This is a genomic window from Pseudomonas sp. WC2401 (genome assembly GCF_041200115.1).
Taxonomy (GTDB): Bacteria; Pseudomonadota; Gammaproteobacteria; order Pseudomonadales; family Pseudomonadaceae; genus Aquipseudomonas; species Aquipseudomonas fragi.
The window spans coordinates 3,971,793-3,986,395 of record NZ_CP165623.1; the positions used below are offsets into that span (position 1 = coordinate 3,971,793).

Annotated in this window: 17 protein-coding genes; 2 read left to right on the forward strand and 15 right to left on the reverse strand. The window is 61.0% G+C overall.

Annotation, left to right across the window (positions count from 1 at the left end; translation table 11 throughout):
• Positions 1–2 precede the first annotated feature (2 nt).
• The 13 genes from AB3G35_RS18195 to ccmA all read right to left on the reverse strand — a co-directional run bounded on the left by AB3G35_RS18195 (position 3) and on the right by ccmA (position 10,528).
• Positions 3–845 carry a PhzF family phenazine biosynthesis protein gene (locus AB3G35_RS18195; protein ID WP_340079528.1) on the reverse strand — a complete coding sequence of 281 codons (843 nt, stop codon included), beginning with the start codon at positions 843–845 and terminating at the stop codon, positions 3–5.
• A gap of 82 nt (positions 846–927) precedes the next feature.
• Entirely contained in the window at positions 928–1,059 is a 132-nt protein-coding gene (locus AB3G35_RS18200; RefSeq protein ID WP_016781520.1) for a putative transporter small subunit, read from the reverse strand.
• Positions 1,041–2,705, reverse strand: coding sequence for a sodium:solute symporter family protein (locus AB3G35_RS18205; protein WP_169846495.1), 1,665 nt, complete (start codon positions 2,703–2,705; stop codon positions 1,041–1,043). Before AB3G35_RS18205 ends, AB3G35_RS18200 begins: the two co-directional genes overlap by 19 nt.
• A 337-nt stretch (positions 2,706–3,042) precedes the next feature.
• Positions 3,043–3,438, reverse strand: a complete 396-nt coding sequence (locus AB3G35_RS18210) for a hypothetical protein (RefSeq protein WP_016781522.1) — start codon at positions 3,436–3,438, stop codon at positions 3,043–3,045.
• A 129-nt stretch (positions 3,439–3,567) separates the two neighbouring features.
• Positions 3,568–4,770 carry a c-type cytochrome biogenesis protein CcmI gene (gene ccmI, locus AB3G35_RS18215; protein WP_016781523.1) on the reverse strand — a complete coding sequence of 401 codons (1,203 nt, stop codon included), beginning with the start codon at positions 4,768–4,770 and terminating at the stop codon, positions 3,568–3,570.
• Positions 4,763–5,239, reverse strand: coding sequence for a cytochrome c-type biogenesis protein (locus AB3G35_RS18220; RefSeq protein WP_016781524.1), 477 nt, complete (start codon positions 5,237–5,239; stop codon positions 4,763–4,765). The genes ccmI and AB3G35_RS18220 overlap by 8 nt, the downstream gene beginning before the upstream one ends.
• A complete protein-coding gene (locus AB3G35_RS18225) occupies positions 5,236–5,772 on the reverse strand; it encodes a DsbE family thiol:disulfide interchange protein (protein ID WP_086797861.1) in 537 nt (178 codons plus the stop codon). The genes AB3G35_RS18220 and AB3G35_RS18225 overlap by 4 nt, the downstream gene beginning before the upstream one ends.
• Complete coding sequence (locus AB3G35_RS18230; RefSeq protein ID WP_340079526.1) at positions 5,769–7,754, reverse strand: heme lyase CcmF/NrfE family subunit; 1,986 nt, start codon at positions 7,752–7,754, stop codon at positions 5,769–5,771. Before AB3G35_RS18230 ends, AB3G35_RS18225 begins: the two co-directional genes overlap by 4 nt.
• Positions 7,754–8,215, reverse strand: coding sequence for a cytochrome c maturation protein CcmE (gene ccmE, locus AB3G35_RS18235; protein WP_016781527.1), 462 nt, complete (start codon positions 8,213–8,215; stop codon positions 7,754–7,756). Before ccmE ends, AB3G35_RS18230 begins: the two co-directional genes overlap by 1 nt.
• Positions 8,212–8,388 (reverse strand): heme exporter protein CcmD, encoded by a 177-nt coding sequence (ccmD, locus tag AB3G35_RS18240; RefSeq protein WP_016781528.1) that lies wholly within the window; start codon positions 8,386–8,388, stop codon positions 8,212–8,214. The genes ccmE and ccmD overlap by 4 nt, the downstream gene beginning before the upstream one ends.
• Positions 8,385–9,143, reverse strand: coding sequence for a heme ABC transporter permease (locus AB3G35_RS18245; RefSeq protein ID WP_169844141.1), 759 nt, complete (start codon positions 9,141–9,143; stop codon positions 8,385–8,387). The genes ccmD and AB3G35_RS18245 overlap by 4 nt, the downstream gene beginning before the upstream one ends.
• An 84-nt stretch (positions 9,144–9,227) precedes the next feature.
• Positions 9,228–9,896, reverse strand: a complete 669-nt coding sequence (gene ccmB / locus AB3G35_RS18250; RefSeq protein ID WP_016781529.1) for a heme exporter protein CcmB — start codon at positions 9,894–9,896, stop codon at positions 9,228–9,230.
• On the reverse strand, positions 9,893–10,528 hold the full coding sequence (ccmA, locus tag AB3G35_RS18255; RefSeq protein ID WP_134048982.1) for a cytochrome c biogenesis heme-transporting ATPase CcmA: 636 nt from the start codon (positions 10,526–10,528) through the stop codon (positions 9,893–9,895). Before ccmA ends, ccmB begins: the two co-directional genes overlap by 4 nt.
• A gap of 191 nt (positions 10,529–10,719) precedes the next feature.
• Here ccmA and AB3G35_RS18260 point away from each other — a divergent pair, with 191 nt between their 5' ends.
• Both AB3G35_RS18260 and AB3G35_RS18265 read left to right on the forward strand, forming a co-directional pair.
• Positions 10,720–12,291 carry a flagellar hook-length control protein FliK gene (locus tag AB3G35_RS18260; protein ID WP_369781898.1) on the forward strand — a complete coding sequence of 524 codons (1,572 nt, stop codon included), beginning with the start codon at positions 10,720–10,722 and terminating at the stop codon, positions 12,289–12,291.
• Positions 12,288–12,605 carry an EscU/YscU/HrcU family type III secretion system export apparatus switch protein gene (locus tag AB3G35_RS18265; protein WP_016781532.1) on the forward strand — a complete coding sequence of 106 codons (318 nt, stop codon included), beginning with the start codon at positions 12,288–12,290 and terminating at the stop codon, positions 12,603–12,605. Before AB3G35_RS18260 ends, AB3G35_RS18265 begins: the two co-directional genes overlap by 4 nt.
• A gap of 174 nt (positions 12,606–12,779) precedes the next feature.
• On the opposite strand, the gene AB3G35_RS18270 is transcribed toward AB3G35_RS18265, so the two are convergent.
• The gene (locus AB3G35_RS18270; protein ID WP_369781899.1) at positions 12,780–14,060 is read right to left on the reverse strand and encodes an amidase; all 1,281 of its coding nucleotides are present in this window, start codon (positions 14,058–14,060) and stop codon (positions 12,780–12,782) included.
• A 30-nt stretch (positions 14,061–14,090) separates the two neighbouring features.
• Positions 14,091–14,504, reverse strand: coding sequence for a VOC family protein (locus AB3G35_RS18275; protein ID WP_016781534.1), 414 nt, complete (start codon positions 14,502–14,504; stop codon positions 14,091–14,093).
• Positions 14,505–14,603: the final 99 nt, after the last annotated feature.

Here is a 14,603-nt window from a genome sequence, read left to right on the forward strand (position 1 = left end):
CGTCACAGCTGCAATTGCCCCGAGATACAGGTCACGGCCAAACCACCTACCCAGATATCCGCGCCAATCTGTTCGATAGATACCCGCCCTGCCCGGCCCATGGCGGTGCCCTGGCTGGCCACATAGCACGACGGGGCCAGGCCCTCGCCGATCAGCCACTGTGCCAGCCCGGCATTCAGGCTGCCGGTCACCGGGTCTTCGGGCATGCCCTCACCGGCAATAAAAGCGCGCACTTCAAACTGCGCCTCATCACCGTCCCGCTCCGGGCTCCAGGGAGCCACAACACCAATGGCCAAACCCGACAACTGCGCGTAGTCAGGTTTCAAGGCCAGTACCTGCTCGCGATCACCTAACAACAACGCAACCCAACCGGGACCATTGTCGACCCAGCGGGCCTGCACGACAGTTTGCGGCTCGATGCCCAGGCCATGGCAGATGCGTTGCAACAACTCATGCTCGACGCCACCCGAGCGCAGCAACGGCGGTGCCATAAAGGCAAGTTGCCCACCCTGTCTGCGAATGCGGATCAGGCCTGCCGCACACTCCTGCACAATCTCTTCGCCACGGGGCTTGCCGCCCGCTTCAAGCCAGGCATGGCAACTGCCCAGCGTGGGGTGACCGGCAAAAGGCAGCTCGTTGAGGGTGGTAAAAATTCGCAGGCGGTAATCGGCTTCAGGGCTTTGTGGTTTCAGTACAAAGGTGGTTTCACTCAGGTTGGTCCAGCGTGCGAAGTCGGCCATTTGCGCATCGCTCAGGCTGTCCGCATTCAACACCACGGCCACCGGGTTGCCCTTGAGGGCAATGCTGCTGAAAACATCAATTTGCTTGAATTCGAATGGGCGCATGACCGGCTCCTGATAATGATCAGCAAGCACCCTACACAATATGCGTAGCCGCTGGCGAGGCAGCGGCTACCACATCACACATTCAGACCAGGTCCGTACCCTCACGTTTGGCCTTGCGCATATCGCGCCACAGGCTGACGCACAGGGTCAGCATCACGGCCCCGGCAATGGCCGGCCAGATCAGGACATACAGGGTTAAAGCGAAACTGGACATGGGGTGGCTCCTTTTTCAGTGGCATCGACGTTGTGGTGGAAGGCCACCACTCGCTCGTTGATGCAGGCAAAATCAAAGGTTTCGTTGGCCAGCAAGCTCACCAGAACGCACACCACGGTACTGACACCGTAAGCGGTCAGTGAACTGAGCAACACCGGGTAATCACGCAGAAAGCCAAACGCGAAAGGCGCCAGTAGCAAGAACGCCAATCCACCCATGACAAAGCCCACGCGCTTGCCAAAAAAGCCGAACGCCATCAGGCCAATCACCACCCCGCCACCGATCGAGGCACAGAGCTCAAAGAACAGCGCTACCGCGCCTTGCATCTGCAGCAGTTCGAAGCGGGCAACCAGAAACATCACAAACCCGGCAATCGCCGCACTGGTAAAGGCAGCATTGGTAATCCGCTGCCAATACAGGCTGGCAATCACGGGAAAGACAATCGCGCCCCATAGCGCGCCGACAAAAATCAGCATGGTCAGGATGTCGAGTTTCATGCTGGCAAAAATCATCGCCAGCATGGTTGCCAGCACCATGGTCAGGCGCCCGACAAACAACATGGTTTTGGGATTCGGTTTGCCCTTGGCAATGTTTTTGCCATAGACATCGGTCATCACCAGCGCCGACAAGGCGGACAGGTCGGAATCCGCCGTGGACGACAGCGAACCGATCACCATGATGAAAAACAGCCCCACCGCAAACGGCGGCAAGTAGGTCGAGGCCATTTGCGGGATCAGGTTATTGAGATCGCCATCCTGGGGTTCGATACCTGCCAGCAAGGCCAGAAACCCCAGCATGCCCAGCCCGATCACAATCGAGGCATAACCGATGGTGGCGGTGACGAATGTCGACTTCATCAAGTCTTCACGCACGGCAAACAGCCGCTGGGCGATGGTCTGGTTACCAATGGCGTAGGCCAGTACGGCTACGAAGTAAGGTGCGCCCTGCTCCAGAATCGCGGTTTTCGAATAGAAGCTGGCTTGCTCGGGGGTGATCCTCGGCATGCCCTGGGCGAAGATTTCAGGGCCGCCCAACTGGAAGAAAATAATCGGAATAATCACCACCGCAGCGAAGATCATGGCGAATAGCTGGCCGAAATCAGTAAGCACTGATGAGCGAAACCCTGACCAGATGGTGTACGTCAGAATCCCGACACCGGCGATAAGCACGCCATGGGTAAAGCTCAGCGGCGAAAGCACCGCGACCAGTGCCCCGGCGGCGGTGAAATTGACCATCAGGCTGATCAGACTGCCGACGATATTCGACCCTGCCAGAATCATCTGGCTGGAGCGCCCGTGCCGTGCGTGCATGATCTCCGCCAGGGTGTGGGCCTTGGGCGCCAGTTGCCGGAAACGCCGGCCAAAGGGGTAGATAAACAGAATCATCAGCGCGCCCCAGAAGCCGTAATGCAACGCCCCCGAGAGACCGAACTTGTAGCCCGCACTGGCGGCGGCGTAAAACGAAGCGGCCCAGATCCAGGTCGCCGTCATGCTGGCGGCCGACATGCCAAAGCCGATGGAGTTATTGGAGACCATATAGCCGTCGACGTTTTCGTCCTTGCGCCCAACGCGCAACGACACCAGAAAAGTCAGGCCATAAAAACACAACAGAAGCAGCAACACGGTGAAGGTGGAAAGTTGAAACATTCCTTTCTCCTTTTTATACGCGCACAGTCGTTTCAGACGCAACGAAAGGCCGAAATCGGCAAGCGCAACAACCCGGGTTTCCTGACAGGCAGGCGACAGCGGACAGCAGTCCGTGGGTTGTCAGAGTGATGGCTGGCAAGTGACGGAACGCAAGGGGCGTTCCAGGTCAAAAGGCAAAGCGTGCGCTAGCACGTTAAGCCGGTGCTTGCAGCAATGGCCGGCAGGTGCCGGGAGATAAGTCCGGTATCAGTGGCACAAAGCCCTGACACGAACGGATCAGAAGTATACAGATTTGAGCGGCAAACAAAAACGGCGACCCGAAGGTCGCCGCTTGGCTTTACTTGAACTGCCGGCTCAACCCCGGCGGTACGCCGCTGATGTCCGTTTCTTCCCACGGCCCGTTGGGGCTCACGGCGCGGCTCCAGCCGTTGTCCCAGCGGTAGTAGGCGCGCTGGCGGTAGAAGACGTTGGTCTGGTTATCCAGCACATACACGCCCAGGCGCGCATCCCAGTGGCTAGGCCCGCCGGGAGGTGGCGCGAAGGTGGCCGAGGTGCGCGGCAGCGGTTTCGGCGCCTTGGGTATCGGCATGTCGGGCAGCGGCTTGCCCGAAGGTTGCGGCGATGGCTGCGGCATCGGCGTTGAAGGCGCAGGCGGCTCGTAAGGCTGATGAACCGCACAGGCACTCAGGCCCAAAGCCAATGCAAGCAAGGTGATACGGGCAAATACGGCCATGGCGGCTTCTCTTGTGAGTCAGCTAAGACCCCTGTGGGAGCGGGCTTGCTCGCGATTCAATCAACGCGGGCTTTGAGCAAGACCGCGTCGCCTGTATCGCGAGCAAGCCCGCTCGCACATTCAGGGCGTTTATTTATCCGGACTGTCGATGGTCAGCTGTTGCAGCTCCTGGGTGCTGCTGGACAGCGGCTGGCTGCGCCCTACCCACTCGCCTGCTGTCGGCTGGCCAGCACGGGAGATGCGTGCCATTAATTGGACTTCAGGAAAGTTGGACAGTTTCAATTGCGGCATCATTGCGTCGACATCACCCAGTTCAACGGTGATCGGCAAATCCGCCACGGTCACGCGCTTCACCGCCAAAGGTGCCGGCGGGCCGGATACGGCACGGGCAAAGATAAACACGCTGTCACCCGGCAAGGCACTGGCCTTGACCGCATCGGCCAGATCCACGCTGACCTTGATCGAGGCCATCGCCTTGGCCACCGGTGCAGTTTCAACCTTGCCGCCGCTGGCTTGCAGTTGCTCACGGGCCTTGGCAATACCACCTTCCAGCGCCGCGCGGGAAGCGTCGCCTTCAGGCAGTTCCGTCATCAGCCGTTGCCAATAGCCAATGGCTTGTTCGAAGCGCTGGTCCTCAAAGGCGGCGATGCCCAGCAGGCCCAGGCTGGTGACTTCCTTCGGGTCGGCCTTCAGGGCTTCATCGGTCAGCGCCTGGATCTTGTCGCTCCACTTTTTATCGTCGGCAAAGTACTGCGCCTGTGCCCATTGGCCCAGTAACTCGGGCTGACGACCGGCCAGGTTGGCCGCGCGCTCGAACACCCTGGCCGCCTCCGCCGGGCGGTTTTGCGCCATATAGGCACGGCCCAGGAAGTACAGGCCTTCGGCAGAATCCGGTTGCGCTGCAGCGGCACGCTCAAGGCGCGCGACCATTTCTTCAAGGGATTGCGGCGGCTGGGAGAATTCGCGGGTCAGTTCGACCTTGTCGCTGGAGCCAAAATGCAGGTACAGGCTCAAGCCCAGTACCGGCACCAACACAGCGGCCAACAACGGAATGGCCTTGCCCAGGCTGGATACCCGCCCCGGTGCCACGCCTTCGGTGTCCGCGAGCAATTCGCGAGCAGCTTCGGCGCGGCCGGTTTCGAACTGTTCGGCGGTCAACACGCCCTCTTCACGCTGGGCTTGCAACTCGGCCACCCGCTCTTGATACAAGGCAACGTTCAAGGCGGTACGGTCTTCTTCACGCTGGGCACGGCGCCCGCGCAAAACCGGGATCAATAGAAAGCTGAGGGCTATCAGTAGCAGCAAGCCTGCTGCGAGCCAGAAATCAATCATCTTGGGTTTTATCCAGCAAAGTGTCGAGGCGCTTGCGCTCCTCGGCAGAAAGTGTGTCCGAGCCTGCAACCTGCCCTGTACGACGACGGCGCCCGACGATGACGCCAATCACCACCAGACCGCCCACCAGCAGGGCCAGCGGGCCAAACCAGAGCACGGCGGTCTTGCTGGTCAGGGCCGGTTTATAGAGCACGAAATCGCCGTAGCGGGCGACCATGAAATCGAGGATCTGCTGGTTGTCCTTGCCCTCGCCGAGCATGCGATAGATCTCGCGGCGCAGGTCAGTGGCAATCGGAGCGTTGGAGTCGGCGATGTCCTGGTTCTGACACTTGGGGCAACGCAATTCCTTGGTCAGCTCGCGAAAACGGTCGCGCTCGGCGTCGTTGGCAAACTCATAGGTGTCGATGGCGGCATGGGCAACCCCGGTCAGGGTCAAACCGAACACCACGGCGGCTAGCCAGCGCTTCATGGTTTGGCCTCGTCAACCAGTGCCTGATATTTACCCGCAAGCTGCTCGCGCCACACGGTCTCGTCGATCACGCCGACAAACTTGTGGCGGATGATGCCCTTGCTGTCGATCAGGAATGTCTCAGGAGCGCCGTACACGCCCAGGTTCAGGCCCAGCGAGCCGTCTGCGTCGTTGATGTCCAGCTTGTAAGGGTTGTGGAAATCCTTGAGCCACTTCTTCGCATCTTCGTTGACGTCCTTGTAGTTGACGCCGTAGATCAACACGCCCTGATCGGCCAGTTTGGTCAGCACCGGATGCTCGACCCGGCATGAAATGCACCAGGTGGCCCACACGTTGACCAGCGCAGGCTTGCCCTTGAGGTCAGCCTCGGTGAGGGTTTTGTCCCCCTCCACCGAAGGCAAGCTGAAAGCCGGGAACGGTTTGTCGATCATCGCCGACGGCAGCTCGGTCGGGTCCAGATACAAACCGCGGTAGAGAAACCACGCCATACCGAGAAAAACGGCCAGCGGGACCAGCATCAACCAACGTCTCATGCCGTGGCTCCTGTCATGCCCAGCGCTTCGCGCACGCGGCTTTTAACCTTGACCCGGTAGCGACGGTCCATCGCTGCCAGCAGTCCACCAAAACCAGTGAGCAGGCCGCCGAACCAGATCCAGCGCACAAACGGCTTCACATGCACCCGCACGGCCCAGGCGCCGTTGTCCAGGGGCTCGCCCAGCGCAACATAGAGGTCACGGGTGAAACCGGCGTCGATGCCGGCTTCGGTCATCATCGAGTTCTGCACCGTGTACAGGCGTTTTTCCGGGTGCAGTACGCTGACTTCCTTGCCGTTGCGGATCACCCGCACCGTGCCTTTGTCCGACGTAAAGTTCGGACCCTGGAAGTGCTTGGCGCCTTCAAAAATAAAGTGATAACCGCCCAGTTCCATCGACTCGCCCGGTGCCAGGCGCAAGTCGCGTTCGGCACTGTGCTGGCTCGACAACACCACCCCCAGGGCACACACGGCGATACCCAGGTGGGCAATCTGCATGCCCCAGTAGCTGCGGGTCAGGCTGCGCACGCCTTTGATCAGGCCCTTGTGGCGGGTTTTGTCACCGATGTCGCGCACCCCGGCCAACAGCACCCAGGCCGCCAGCATAAAGGTGGTCAGCACCGCCCAGTTGAAGTCGCCATAGGCCACCCCGGCAATGGCCGACAGCGCGGCGCTGCCCAGCAGTACGGGGGTGAGCATGCCCAGCAGCCATTTGACCGGCGTGTCTTTCCAGCGCACCAGCACGCCGATGGCCATTACCACCATCAGCAAAGCCATCAGCGGGATAAACAGCGCGTTGAAGTACGGCGGGCCCACCGACATCTTGGCGCCACTGATGGCATCCAGAATCAGTGGGTACAGGGTGCCGAGCAGAATCATCGACGCGGCCACCACCAGGATCAGGTTGTTGCCCAGCAGCAGGGTCTCGCGTGACCACAACTTGAAGCTGACATGGCTTTTGACCACGGGCGCACGCAGGGCAAACAGGGTCAGCGAACCGCCTACTACAAACAGCAGGAAGATCAGGATGAATACGCCGCGCTCAGGGTCGGACGCGAACGCATGCACCGAGGTCAATACGCCGGAACGCACCAGGAATGTACCCAGCAGGCTCAGGGAAAACGCAGCAATCGCCAGCAGAACGGTCCAGCTTTTGAACACACCGCGTTTTTCGGTCACGGCCAGCGAGTGAATCAGCGCCGTGCCTACCAGCCACGGCATGAACGAGGCGTTCTCCACCGGGTCCCAGAACCACCAGCCGCCCCAGCCAAGCTCGTAATAGGCCCACCACGAACCGAGGGTGATGCCGATACCGAGGAAGGCCCATGCCACGATGGTCCACGGCCGCGACCAGCGTGCCCAGGCAGCGTCCAGCCGCCCGCCGAGCAAGGCGGCGATGGCGAAGGCAAAGGCCACGGAGAAACCGACATAACCCATGTACAGCATCGGCGGGTGAACAATCAGGCCGATATCCTGCAACAGCGGGTTAAGGTCGTTGCCATCCGAAGGAATCTGCGGCAGCACACGCACGAAAGGATCAGAAGTCAGGATCAGGAACAGCAGGAAGCCGACACTGATCATGCCCATGATCGCCAGCACCCGCGCCAGCATCACTTGCGGCAACTGCCGCGAGAAGATCGACACGGCGAAGGTCCAGCCACCAAGGATCATCGCCCACAACAGCAGTGAACCTTCGTGGGCACCCCACACCGCGCTGAACTTGAAGTACCACGGCAGTGCGCTGTTGGAGTTGCTGGCTACGTACGCCACCGAAAAGTCATCGGCCATAAAGGCATAGGTCAGGCAGGCAAAGGAGAACAACAAGAAGGCAAATTGCCCCCAGGCGGCGGGTTGCGCCAGGCTCATCCACAACTTGTCACCGCGCCAGGCGCCCAGCAGCGGCACGATGGCCTGCACGATGGCAAAGCACAGGGCCAGAATCATGGCCAGATGGCCCAATTCGGGAATATAGAGTCCAGACATCAGTACTTACCCTCACTTGCAGGCACAGGCGCGGATTGGCCACTTTCGTTCAGCGCCTTGGTCACTTCGGGCGGCATGTATTTTTCGTCGTGCTTGGCCAGCACCTCGTCAGCCACCACCACGCCCTGGGCATTGAGCTTGCCCAGCGCGACGATGCCCTGCCCTTCACGGAACAGGTCGGGGAGGATGCCGCGATACTGGATAGTCACGGACTTGTTGAAGTCGGTGACCACAAATTGCACGTCCAGCGAGTCACCCGAACGCTTGAGCGAACCGTCCTCGACCATGCCACCGGCACGAATGCGGGTATCCAATGGCGCTTCGCCATTGGCGATCTGGGTCGGGGTGTAAAACAGGTTGATGTTCTGCTGCAAGGCGCTCAGGGCCAGGGCGACGGCAGCGCCCACCCCTACCAGAATCGCCAGGATGATGATCAAGCGTTTTTTGCGCAGCGGATTCACTTCGAATTCTCCCGGCGCAAACGGCGCGCCTCTTGTTGCAGATAACGCCGGCGCGCCATGATTGGCAGTGCCACGTTCAACCCCAGCACCGCCAGGCAAATGCCATAGGCCGACCAGACATACACCCCGTGATGGCCCATGGCGAGAAAGTCGCCGAAAGAAGCAAAACTCATCGCGCACCCTCCAGGGCTTTCAACACCTCAGCCTTGACCCAGCTGCTGCGGGCCTCGCGCTTGAGCACTTCGAGGCGCATGCGCAGCAGCAGCACCGCGCCAAAGAAGCAATAAAAGCCCAGCACCGTGAGCAACAGCGGCATCCACATTTCCACGGGCATGGCCGGTTTTTCGGTGAGGGTAAAGGTCGCGCCCTGGTGCAGGGTGTTCCACCACTCCACCGAGTACTTGATGATCGGAATATTGATCACGCCCACAATCGCCAGCACCGCGCAGGCCTTGGCCGCGCTGTCGCGATTGGTGATGGCGTTGCCCAGGGCAATCAGGCCGAAGTACAGAAACAGCAGGATCAGCATCGAGGTCAGGCGCGCATCCCAGACCCACCAGGAGCCCCAGGTCGGCTTGCCCCACACCGCACCGGTGACCAGCGCCACGGCAGTCATCCAGGCGCCAATGGGGGCCGCGGATTGCAGGGCCACGTCGGCGATTTTCATCTTCCACACCAGCCCCACCACACCGCACACCGCCAGCATCACGTAGCAGGATTGCGCCAGCATGGCCGCAGGAACATGGATATAGATAATGCGGAAGCTGTTGCCCTGCTGGTAGTCCGGCGGTGCAAAGGCCAGGCCCCAGACCACCCCGCAGGTGATCAGCAACACGGCGGCAATGCTTAACCACGGCAACAGCCGCCCACTGATGGCATAGAACCATTTGGGCGAGCCGAGTTTGTGAAACCAAGTCCAGTTCATCACGCTGCTTCCATCACGGTGCCGGTCACGACAGGTGTGCTGTCATGCCAGCCAGGGTCTTTACTGGCCCACGCAGGCCAGACCTCATTATTCGCCGACGCTGATTTTCAGGCCGGCAGCTATTGCAAAAGGTGTCAGGGTTACAGCCAGGGCGGTCAGGCTACCAAGCCACAGCAAATAACCGGTTGCAGGCATGCCTTGCAAAGCCGCCTGCAGGGCGCCGCTGCCAAGGATCAATACCGGGATATATAAAGGCAGAATCAGCAGCGCCAGCAGCAAGCCGCCGCGCTTGAGGCCCACGGTCAGGGCAGCGCCCACGGCACCGAGCAGGCTCAACACCGGCGTGCCCAGCAGCAAAGACATCAGCAACACCGGCAGGCACGCCACCGGCAGCCCGAGCATCAAGGCCAGCAGGGGTGACAGGATAACCAGCGCCAGGCCGGAAAACGCCCAGTGTGCCAGTACTTTGGCCAGCACCAGTAGAGGCAGGGGGTGCGACGAAAGGACCCACTGCTCCAGCGATCCGTCCTCGAAATCACTGCGAAAAAGCCCGTCCAGCGAGAGCAAAACCGCTAAAAGGGCCGCGACCCACAGCAGGCCAGGAGACAAGGTTTGCAACAATTTAGTCTCCGGGCCGACGGCCAGCGGAAACATCGCGATCACTATCGCGAAGAACACCAACGGGTTGGCCAATTCGGCCGGGCGGCGAAACAGCAAACGCGCTTCGCGCGCTACCAACACAGCAAACACACTCATACAGCCCACTGCCCCAGGTCGATATTGCGGTAACCGGCCGGCATACGGATCAAGGTATGGTGCGTGGTGAGCACCACCATGCCGCCGTTTTCGCAATGCCGGGCCAGGTGCTCTTCGAGTTGCGCCACACCTTGCTTGTCGAGCGCGGTAAACGGCTCGTCGAGAATCCACAACGGCGGGCTGTCCAGATACAGGCGGGCCAGCGCCACACGGCGTTGCTGCCCTGCTGACAGGGTGTGGCACGGTACATCCTCGAAGCCCTTGAGGCCCACCTGCGCCAGCGCCGCCCAGATGGCCTCGCGGGTTGCCGGGCGATGCAGGGCACACAGCCAGCTGAGGTTTTCTTCGGCGCTAAGCAAATCCTTGATCCCCGCCGCATGGCCGATCCACAGCAAGTTGCTGGTCAGTTCATGGCGCTGGGCGCTCAGGGCCATACCGTTAAGCCGCACTTCGCCAGCCGTTGGCTGCATCAGGCCCGCCAACAAGCGCAGCAGGCTGGTTTTGCCGCTGCCGTTGGGGCCGCTGATTTGCAGCATGTCGCCGCTGGCCAGACGCAGTTCGAGGTGTTCGAACAGCATGCGCCAGTCACGCTCACAAGCGAGCGCTACGGCTTCTAAAAGAGGGCTGGTCACGTAATTGAGGCCTTCACGGTTCAAGTCGGCGCAGGCATGGCCGTTAAAGTGATGCAGGATAAATGCATTTGCGGCCTGATTCAGAGAGCTGGATCAAACAATTGTTATGTTTTTATGCGCTCTGAACGACGGGGCCGCATTATACATGCCATGTCCTACGCTAAAGAGGGCAATTTCGACAGGTTGTTACGATGAAAGGCGACATGAATATTCCACCCATCCCACAACCCGCCCCCAGCAGTGTGCGTCAGGGGCTTGTGGGCGGTGAAGTGCTCAAGTTGCTGCAACCTGCCGAGGGCCTGATAAGACCCGGCCAGAGCGCCCAGGCCGAGGTGCTGGCGCTCAAGCAGAACGACCTGACCTTCCAGCTTTTGCTCAAGCTGACCCTGGCCGGGGGCCGCGAAGCCAACGTGCAGGCCAGCAGCAATTTCCCCCTGCCGCTGGGCACACAACTGGCCGTGACCCAACCTTCGGCGGGCAACCTGGCGATCAGCCTGCAACAGGCACTGAGCAGCAGCGTCGCCACCCTGACCCGCCTCGACACCCAGCAACTGCCAGTGGGCACCCTGCTGCAAGGCAAGGTCCTGACCACCCAGGCACTGGCGCAACCTGCCGGGCAAGCGGCGGTTTACCGTTCGCTGGTGACCCTGCTCAACAGCCCGCTGAGCGGCAGCACCCTGACCCTGGACAGCCCGCAGCCCTTGCGGATCGGCAGTTTGCTCAGTGCACGGGTGGACGGCCCGCAGAGCCTCAACTTTGTGCCACTGAGCGGGCGTCAGGAGCAACTGGCAGTAGCGCAACAACTGGCAACACAACAGCGCCGGCAAGGCTCGCTGGAAGGCCTGCTCAACGCCCTGCAAAGACTACCGGTCAGTACCGACATGCCTGCCGAGCTGCGCACCTCCATCGACAAACTACTGGCCGGTTTGCCTGCACCCACGCAATTGAGCAACGCCAAGGGCCTGGGCGATGCCCTGCTCAACAGCGGCGCCTTTCTGGAAGCGCGGTTGCTGAACGGGCAAACCCAGACACTGGCCCCGGACATGAAAGCCACCTTGCTGCGCCTGATTGCGCAGATCCTGCCCGGCCTGCCGGCCAGCACCAGCTTCAACCCCGGCATGGCTGCCAGCACCCAGGCCCAGGCGCTGCCGACTTTTGTGCGCAACGCCCTGGGCATGCTTGGCCAGGTCAGCGCCAAACCGCAGCCCGGCGGCTTCCCGCTGCCCCAGCGGTTGTTGCAGAGCGGCGAAGGTGAAGACAGCCTGGAAAACCTGCTGAAACTGGCGGCAGCGGCCGTGTCACGCCTGCAAAGCCATCAGCTGTCCAGCCTGGAACAGAGCGGGCGCACCGCCGATGGCGGCGTACTGACCACCTGGCAACTGGAAATCCCCATGCGCAATGCCCACGACATCGTGCCGTTGCAGGTCAAGTTCCAGCGTGAAGACCCGCCGGAAAAACAAGCGCAAGACAAACCAGAGTCCCGGGAAATCAAGGATCAACTGTGGCGCGTGGAGCTGGCCTTCGACCTTGCCCCGCTAGGACCGCTGCATGTGCAGGCGCAGCTGCTGCGCGGCAACCTGTCGGGCCAGTTGTGGGCCGAGCAGGCGTACACTGCAAGCCTGATCGAAAGCCAGTTAGGCGCCTTGCGCCAGCGCCTGAGTGATGCCGGATTGAGCGTGACCGATCTGGATTGCCATCAAGGTACCCCGCCACAAAGCGGCCATACCCGTCTGGAGCAACGCTGGGTGGATGAAACCGCATGAATACACCTGCCGAACCACGCCAGGCAATCGCCCTTAAATACGACGGCAAGCAGGCCCCTACCCTCACCGCCAAGGGTGATGACGAACTGGCCGAAGCCATCCTGGCCCTGGCCCGCGAATACGAAGTGCCAATTTACGAAAATGCCGAGCTGGTCAAATTACTGGCGCGCATGGAATTGGGCGACAGCATCCCGCAAGAGCTGTACCGCACACTGGCAGAGATTATTGCCTTTGCCTGGCAGCTCAAGGGCAAGTTCCCGCAGGGTTTTGACCCGCAGGCCGAGCCGGAGGAACGGGACATCACCCCCCGTTAAACACTCTGTTGCCCTCGTAGCCGCTGACGAGCGCAGCGAGGCTGCGTTCGGCGTGATGCGGCACCCCGACGCAGCCGTCGCAAAGTCAGACACTTCGGTGTGTCAGATAAATTGAGTACTCAGGTTTCACGACGGCTACGCCGCCGGACGCAGCCTCGCTGCGCTCGTCAGCGGCTACAGGCCGGAAATGACCATGTCCACCTGCTGCGCAGCCTCAAGCAGCACACTGTCCTGGCGATACCCGCCGATCAATTGCAAGCCCACCGGCAGTTCGCCCGGCTGTCGGGGCAGCGGCAGGTTGATTTGGGGCAGGCCGAATGCCATCCAGAACTTGCAGAAGTCTGATGGCCCTGTGCTCTCCAGCCCCAGCGGCGCAACCATGCCGCAGGTGGCACCCAGCATCGCGTCGAAGGGTTCAAAATGCGCTTTCAAGACCGGCGCCAGCGCCGCCAGCCGGGCCTTGGCTGCCGTTTCCTGCTCCCAACTGGTGGCCCGCCCCCGCTCAATCATGGCCAGCACTTGCGGGCTCATTTGCTCGGGGTTCGATTGCCACTCCTTGCTCAGTGAACGGGCACCCTCGCAGTCATTAATTAACTGATGATCATCAAACACACTGGCAAACTCGTCCTCCAGTACCACCTCGGTCACGCTGTGGCCTGCGGCCTTCAATTGTTCGATCGCTGCCAGCAAGGCCTGAGCCACCGGCGGATCGATCTGATCCCAACGCGACGTGCGGCAAAACCCGAATGATCTGGCACCACTATCCCTGTTCGTTTGCACCAGGCCGGGCACCAGTACACGGGCGAGCAGCGCCAGGTCGCGAACCGACCGGCCATACCAGCCCAACGTGTCGAAGCTCGGCGCCAGCGGCTTGACCCCCTCCAGGGAAACCAGCCCATGGGACGGCTTGAACGCATACAACCCGCAATATGAAGCTGGCTTGAGCAACGAACCCGCCGTTTGCGTACCCAGTGCCAGCGCAAACAAGCCTGCCGCCATACCCGCCGCAGAACCGGCACTGGAGCTGCCCGGCGTCCTGCGCAGATCATGGGGATTACGCGTCGGCCCGGTCTTCATGTAGGCAAATTCGGTGGTATGGGTTTTACCCATGATCACCGCCCCGGCCTGACGCAGCAGGGCAACCACATGGGCATCCCGCGAGGGCCAGTTATTGGCGTAGATCGGCGAATAAAAGCCCGTGGGGTGGTCACAGGTATCGATGATGTCCTTGATGCCCACCGGTACACCGGCCAGCACGCCGTTGAGCCGCGGGCTGCTCAGGCCCTGCGCCTGCTTGCGCACGCACTGGGGGTCGTGGGCAGCGAAGGCCTGGATGGCGGCTTCCCGGGCATCGATTTGCGTCAGGAAGTGCTCAGCCACCACCCCGGGGCTCAGCCGCGCCGTGCGTACCTGTTCGGCAATCGAGTGGGCATCTGCTTGGTCAAGAAAAATCATGGCTGTGGTTTTCCTCCAGTCACGTTTGCATTACACGGCATACACGGATGCCCAATCGGCAAAGCCCTTGATTTCGATGGGGTTGCCCGAGGGGTCGAGGAAAAACATCGTCGCCTGCTCCCCCGCCGTCCCGGCAAAACGCAGGGTCGGCGCCAATACAAACTGCACGTCATGGCTGAGCAGGCGTTCCTTGAGGGCGTGCCAGTCAGGCAGGGCCAGTACCACGCCGAAATGCGGCATGGGCACCCAGTGCTCGCCGACTTTGCCGCTATGGCTGACAGCAAAGGGCTCGCCCAGGTGCAACGACAATTGATGACCGAAAAAGTCGATATCCACCCAGCTTTCCGTGCTGCGCCCCTCCGTGCAGCCCAGCACGTCGCAGTAAAAGCGTCGCGCCGAGCCCAGGTCATGAACGTGATAGGCGAAATGAAAAAGTGATTGCACAGTGACCTCCTGAAACCGGAACAGGCCAGATGGCCCTTGTGCAAATGATGCATCGCCGGCTTCAATGTAGCTAACCTGTTATTTTATCCGTGAACGAAA

Excerpts from the sequence above, each read along its gene's own strand:
- AB3G35_RS18260 (WP_369781898.1), top strand. The coding sequence starts at position 10,720 with ATGAAAGGCGACATGAATATTCCACCCATCCCACAACCCGCCCCCAGC.
- AB3G35_RS18205 (WP_169846495.1), bottom strand. The coding sequence starts at position 2,705 with ATGTTTCAACTTTCCACCTTCACCGTGTTGCTGCTTCTGTTGTGTTTT.
- AB3G35_RS18200 (WP_016781520.1), bottom strand. The coding sequence starts at position 1,059 with ATGTCCAGTTTCGCTTTAACCCTGTATGTCCTGATCTGGCCGGCCATT.
- AB3G35_RS18225 (WP_086797861.1), bottom strand. The coding sequence starts at position 5,772 with ATGAGACGTTGGTTGATGCTGGTCCCGCTGGCCGTTTTTCTCGGTATG.
- AB3G35_RS18220 (WP_016781524.1), bottom strand. The coding sequence starts at position 5,239 with ATGAAGCGCTGGCTAGCCGCCGTGGTGTTCGGTTTGACCCTGACCGGG.
- ccmI (WP_016781523.1), bottom strand. The coding sequence starts at position 4,770 with ATGATTGATTTCTGGCTCGCAGCAGGCTTGCTGCTACTGATAGCCCTC.
- AB3G35_RS18195 (WP_340079528.1), bottom strand. The coding sequence starts at position 845 with ATGCGCCCATTCGAATTCAAGCAAATTGATGTTTTCAGCAGCATTGCC.
- ccmB (WP_016781529.1), bottom strand. The coding sequence starts at position 9,896 with ATGAGTGTGTTTGCTGTGTTGGTAGCGCGCGAAGCGCGTTTGCTGTTT.
- ccmD (WP_016781528.1), bottom strand. The coding sequence starts at position 8,388 with ATGAGTTTTGCTTCTTTCGGCGACTTTCTCGCCATGGGCCATCACGGG.
- AB3G35_RS18230 (WP_340079526.1), bottom strand. The coding sequence starts at position 7,754 with ATGTCTGGACTCTATATTCCCGAATTGGGCCATCTGGCCATGATTCTG.
- AB3G35_RS18265 (WP_016781532.1), top strand. The coding sequence starts at position 12,288 with ATGAATACACCTGCCGAACCACGCCAGGCAATCGCCCTTAAATACGAC.
- AB3G35_RS18270 (WP_369781899.1), bottom strand. The coding sequence starts at position 14,060 with ATGATTTTTCTTGACCAAGCAGATGCCCACTCGATTGCCGAACAGGTA.
- AB3G35_RS18210 (WP_016781522.1), bottom strand. The coding sequence starts at position 3,438 with ATGGCCGTATTTGCCCGTATCACCTTGCTTGCATTGGCTTTGGGCCTG.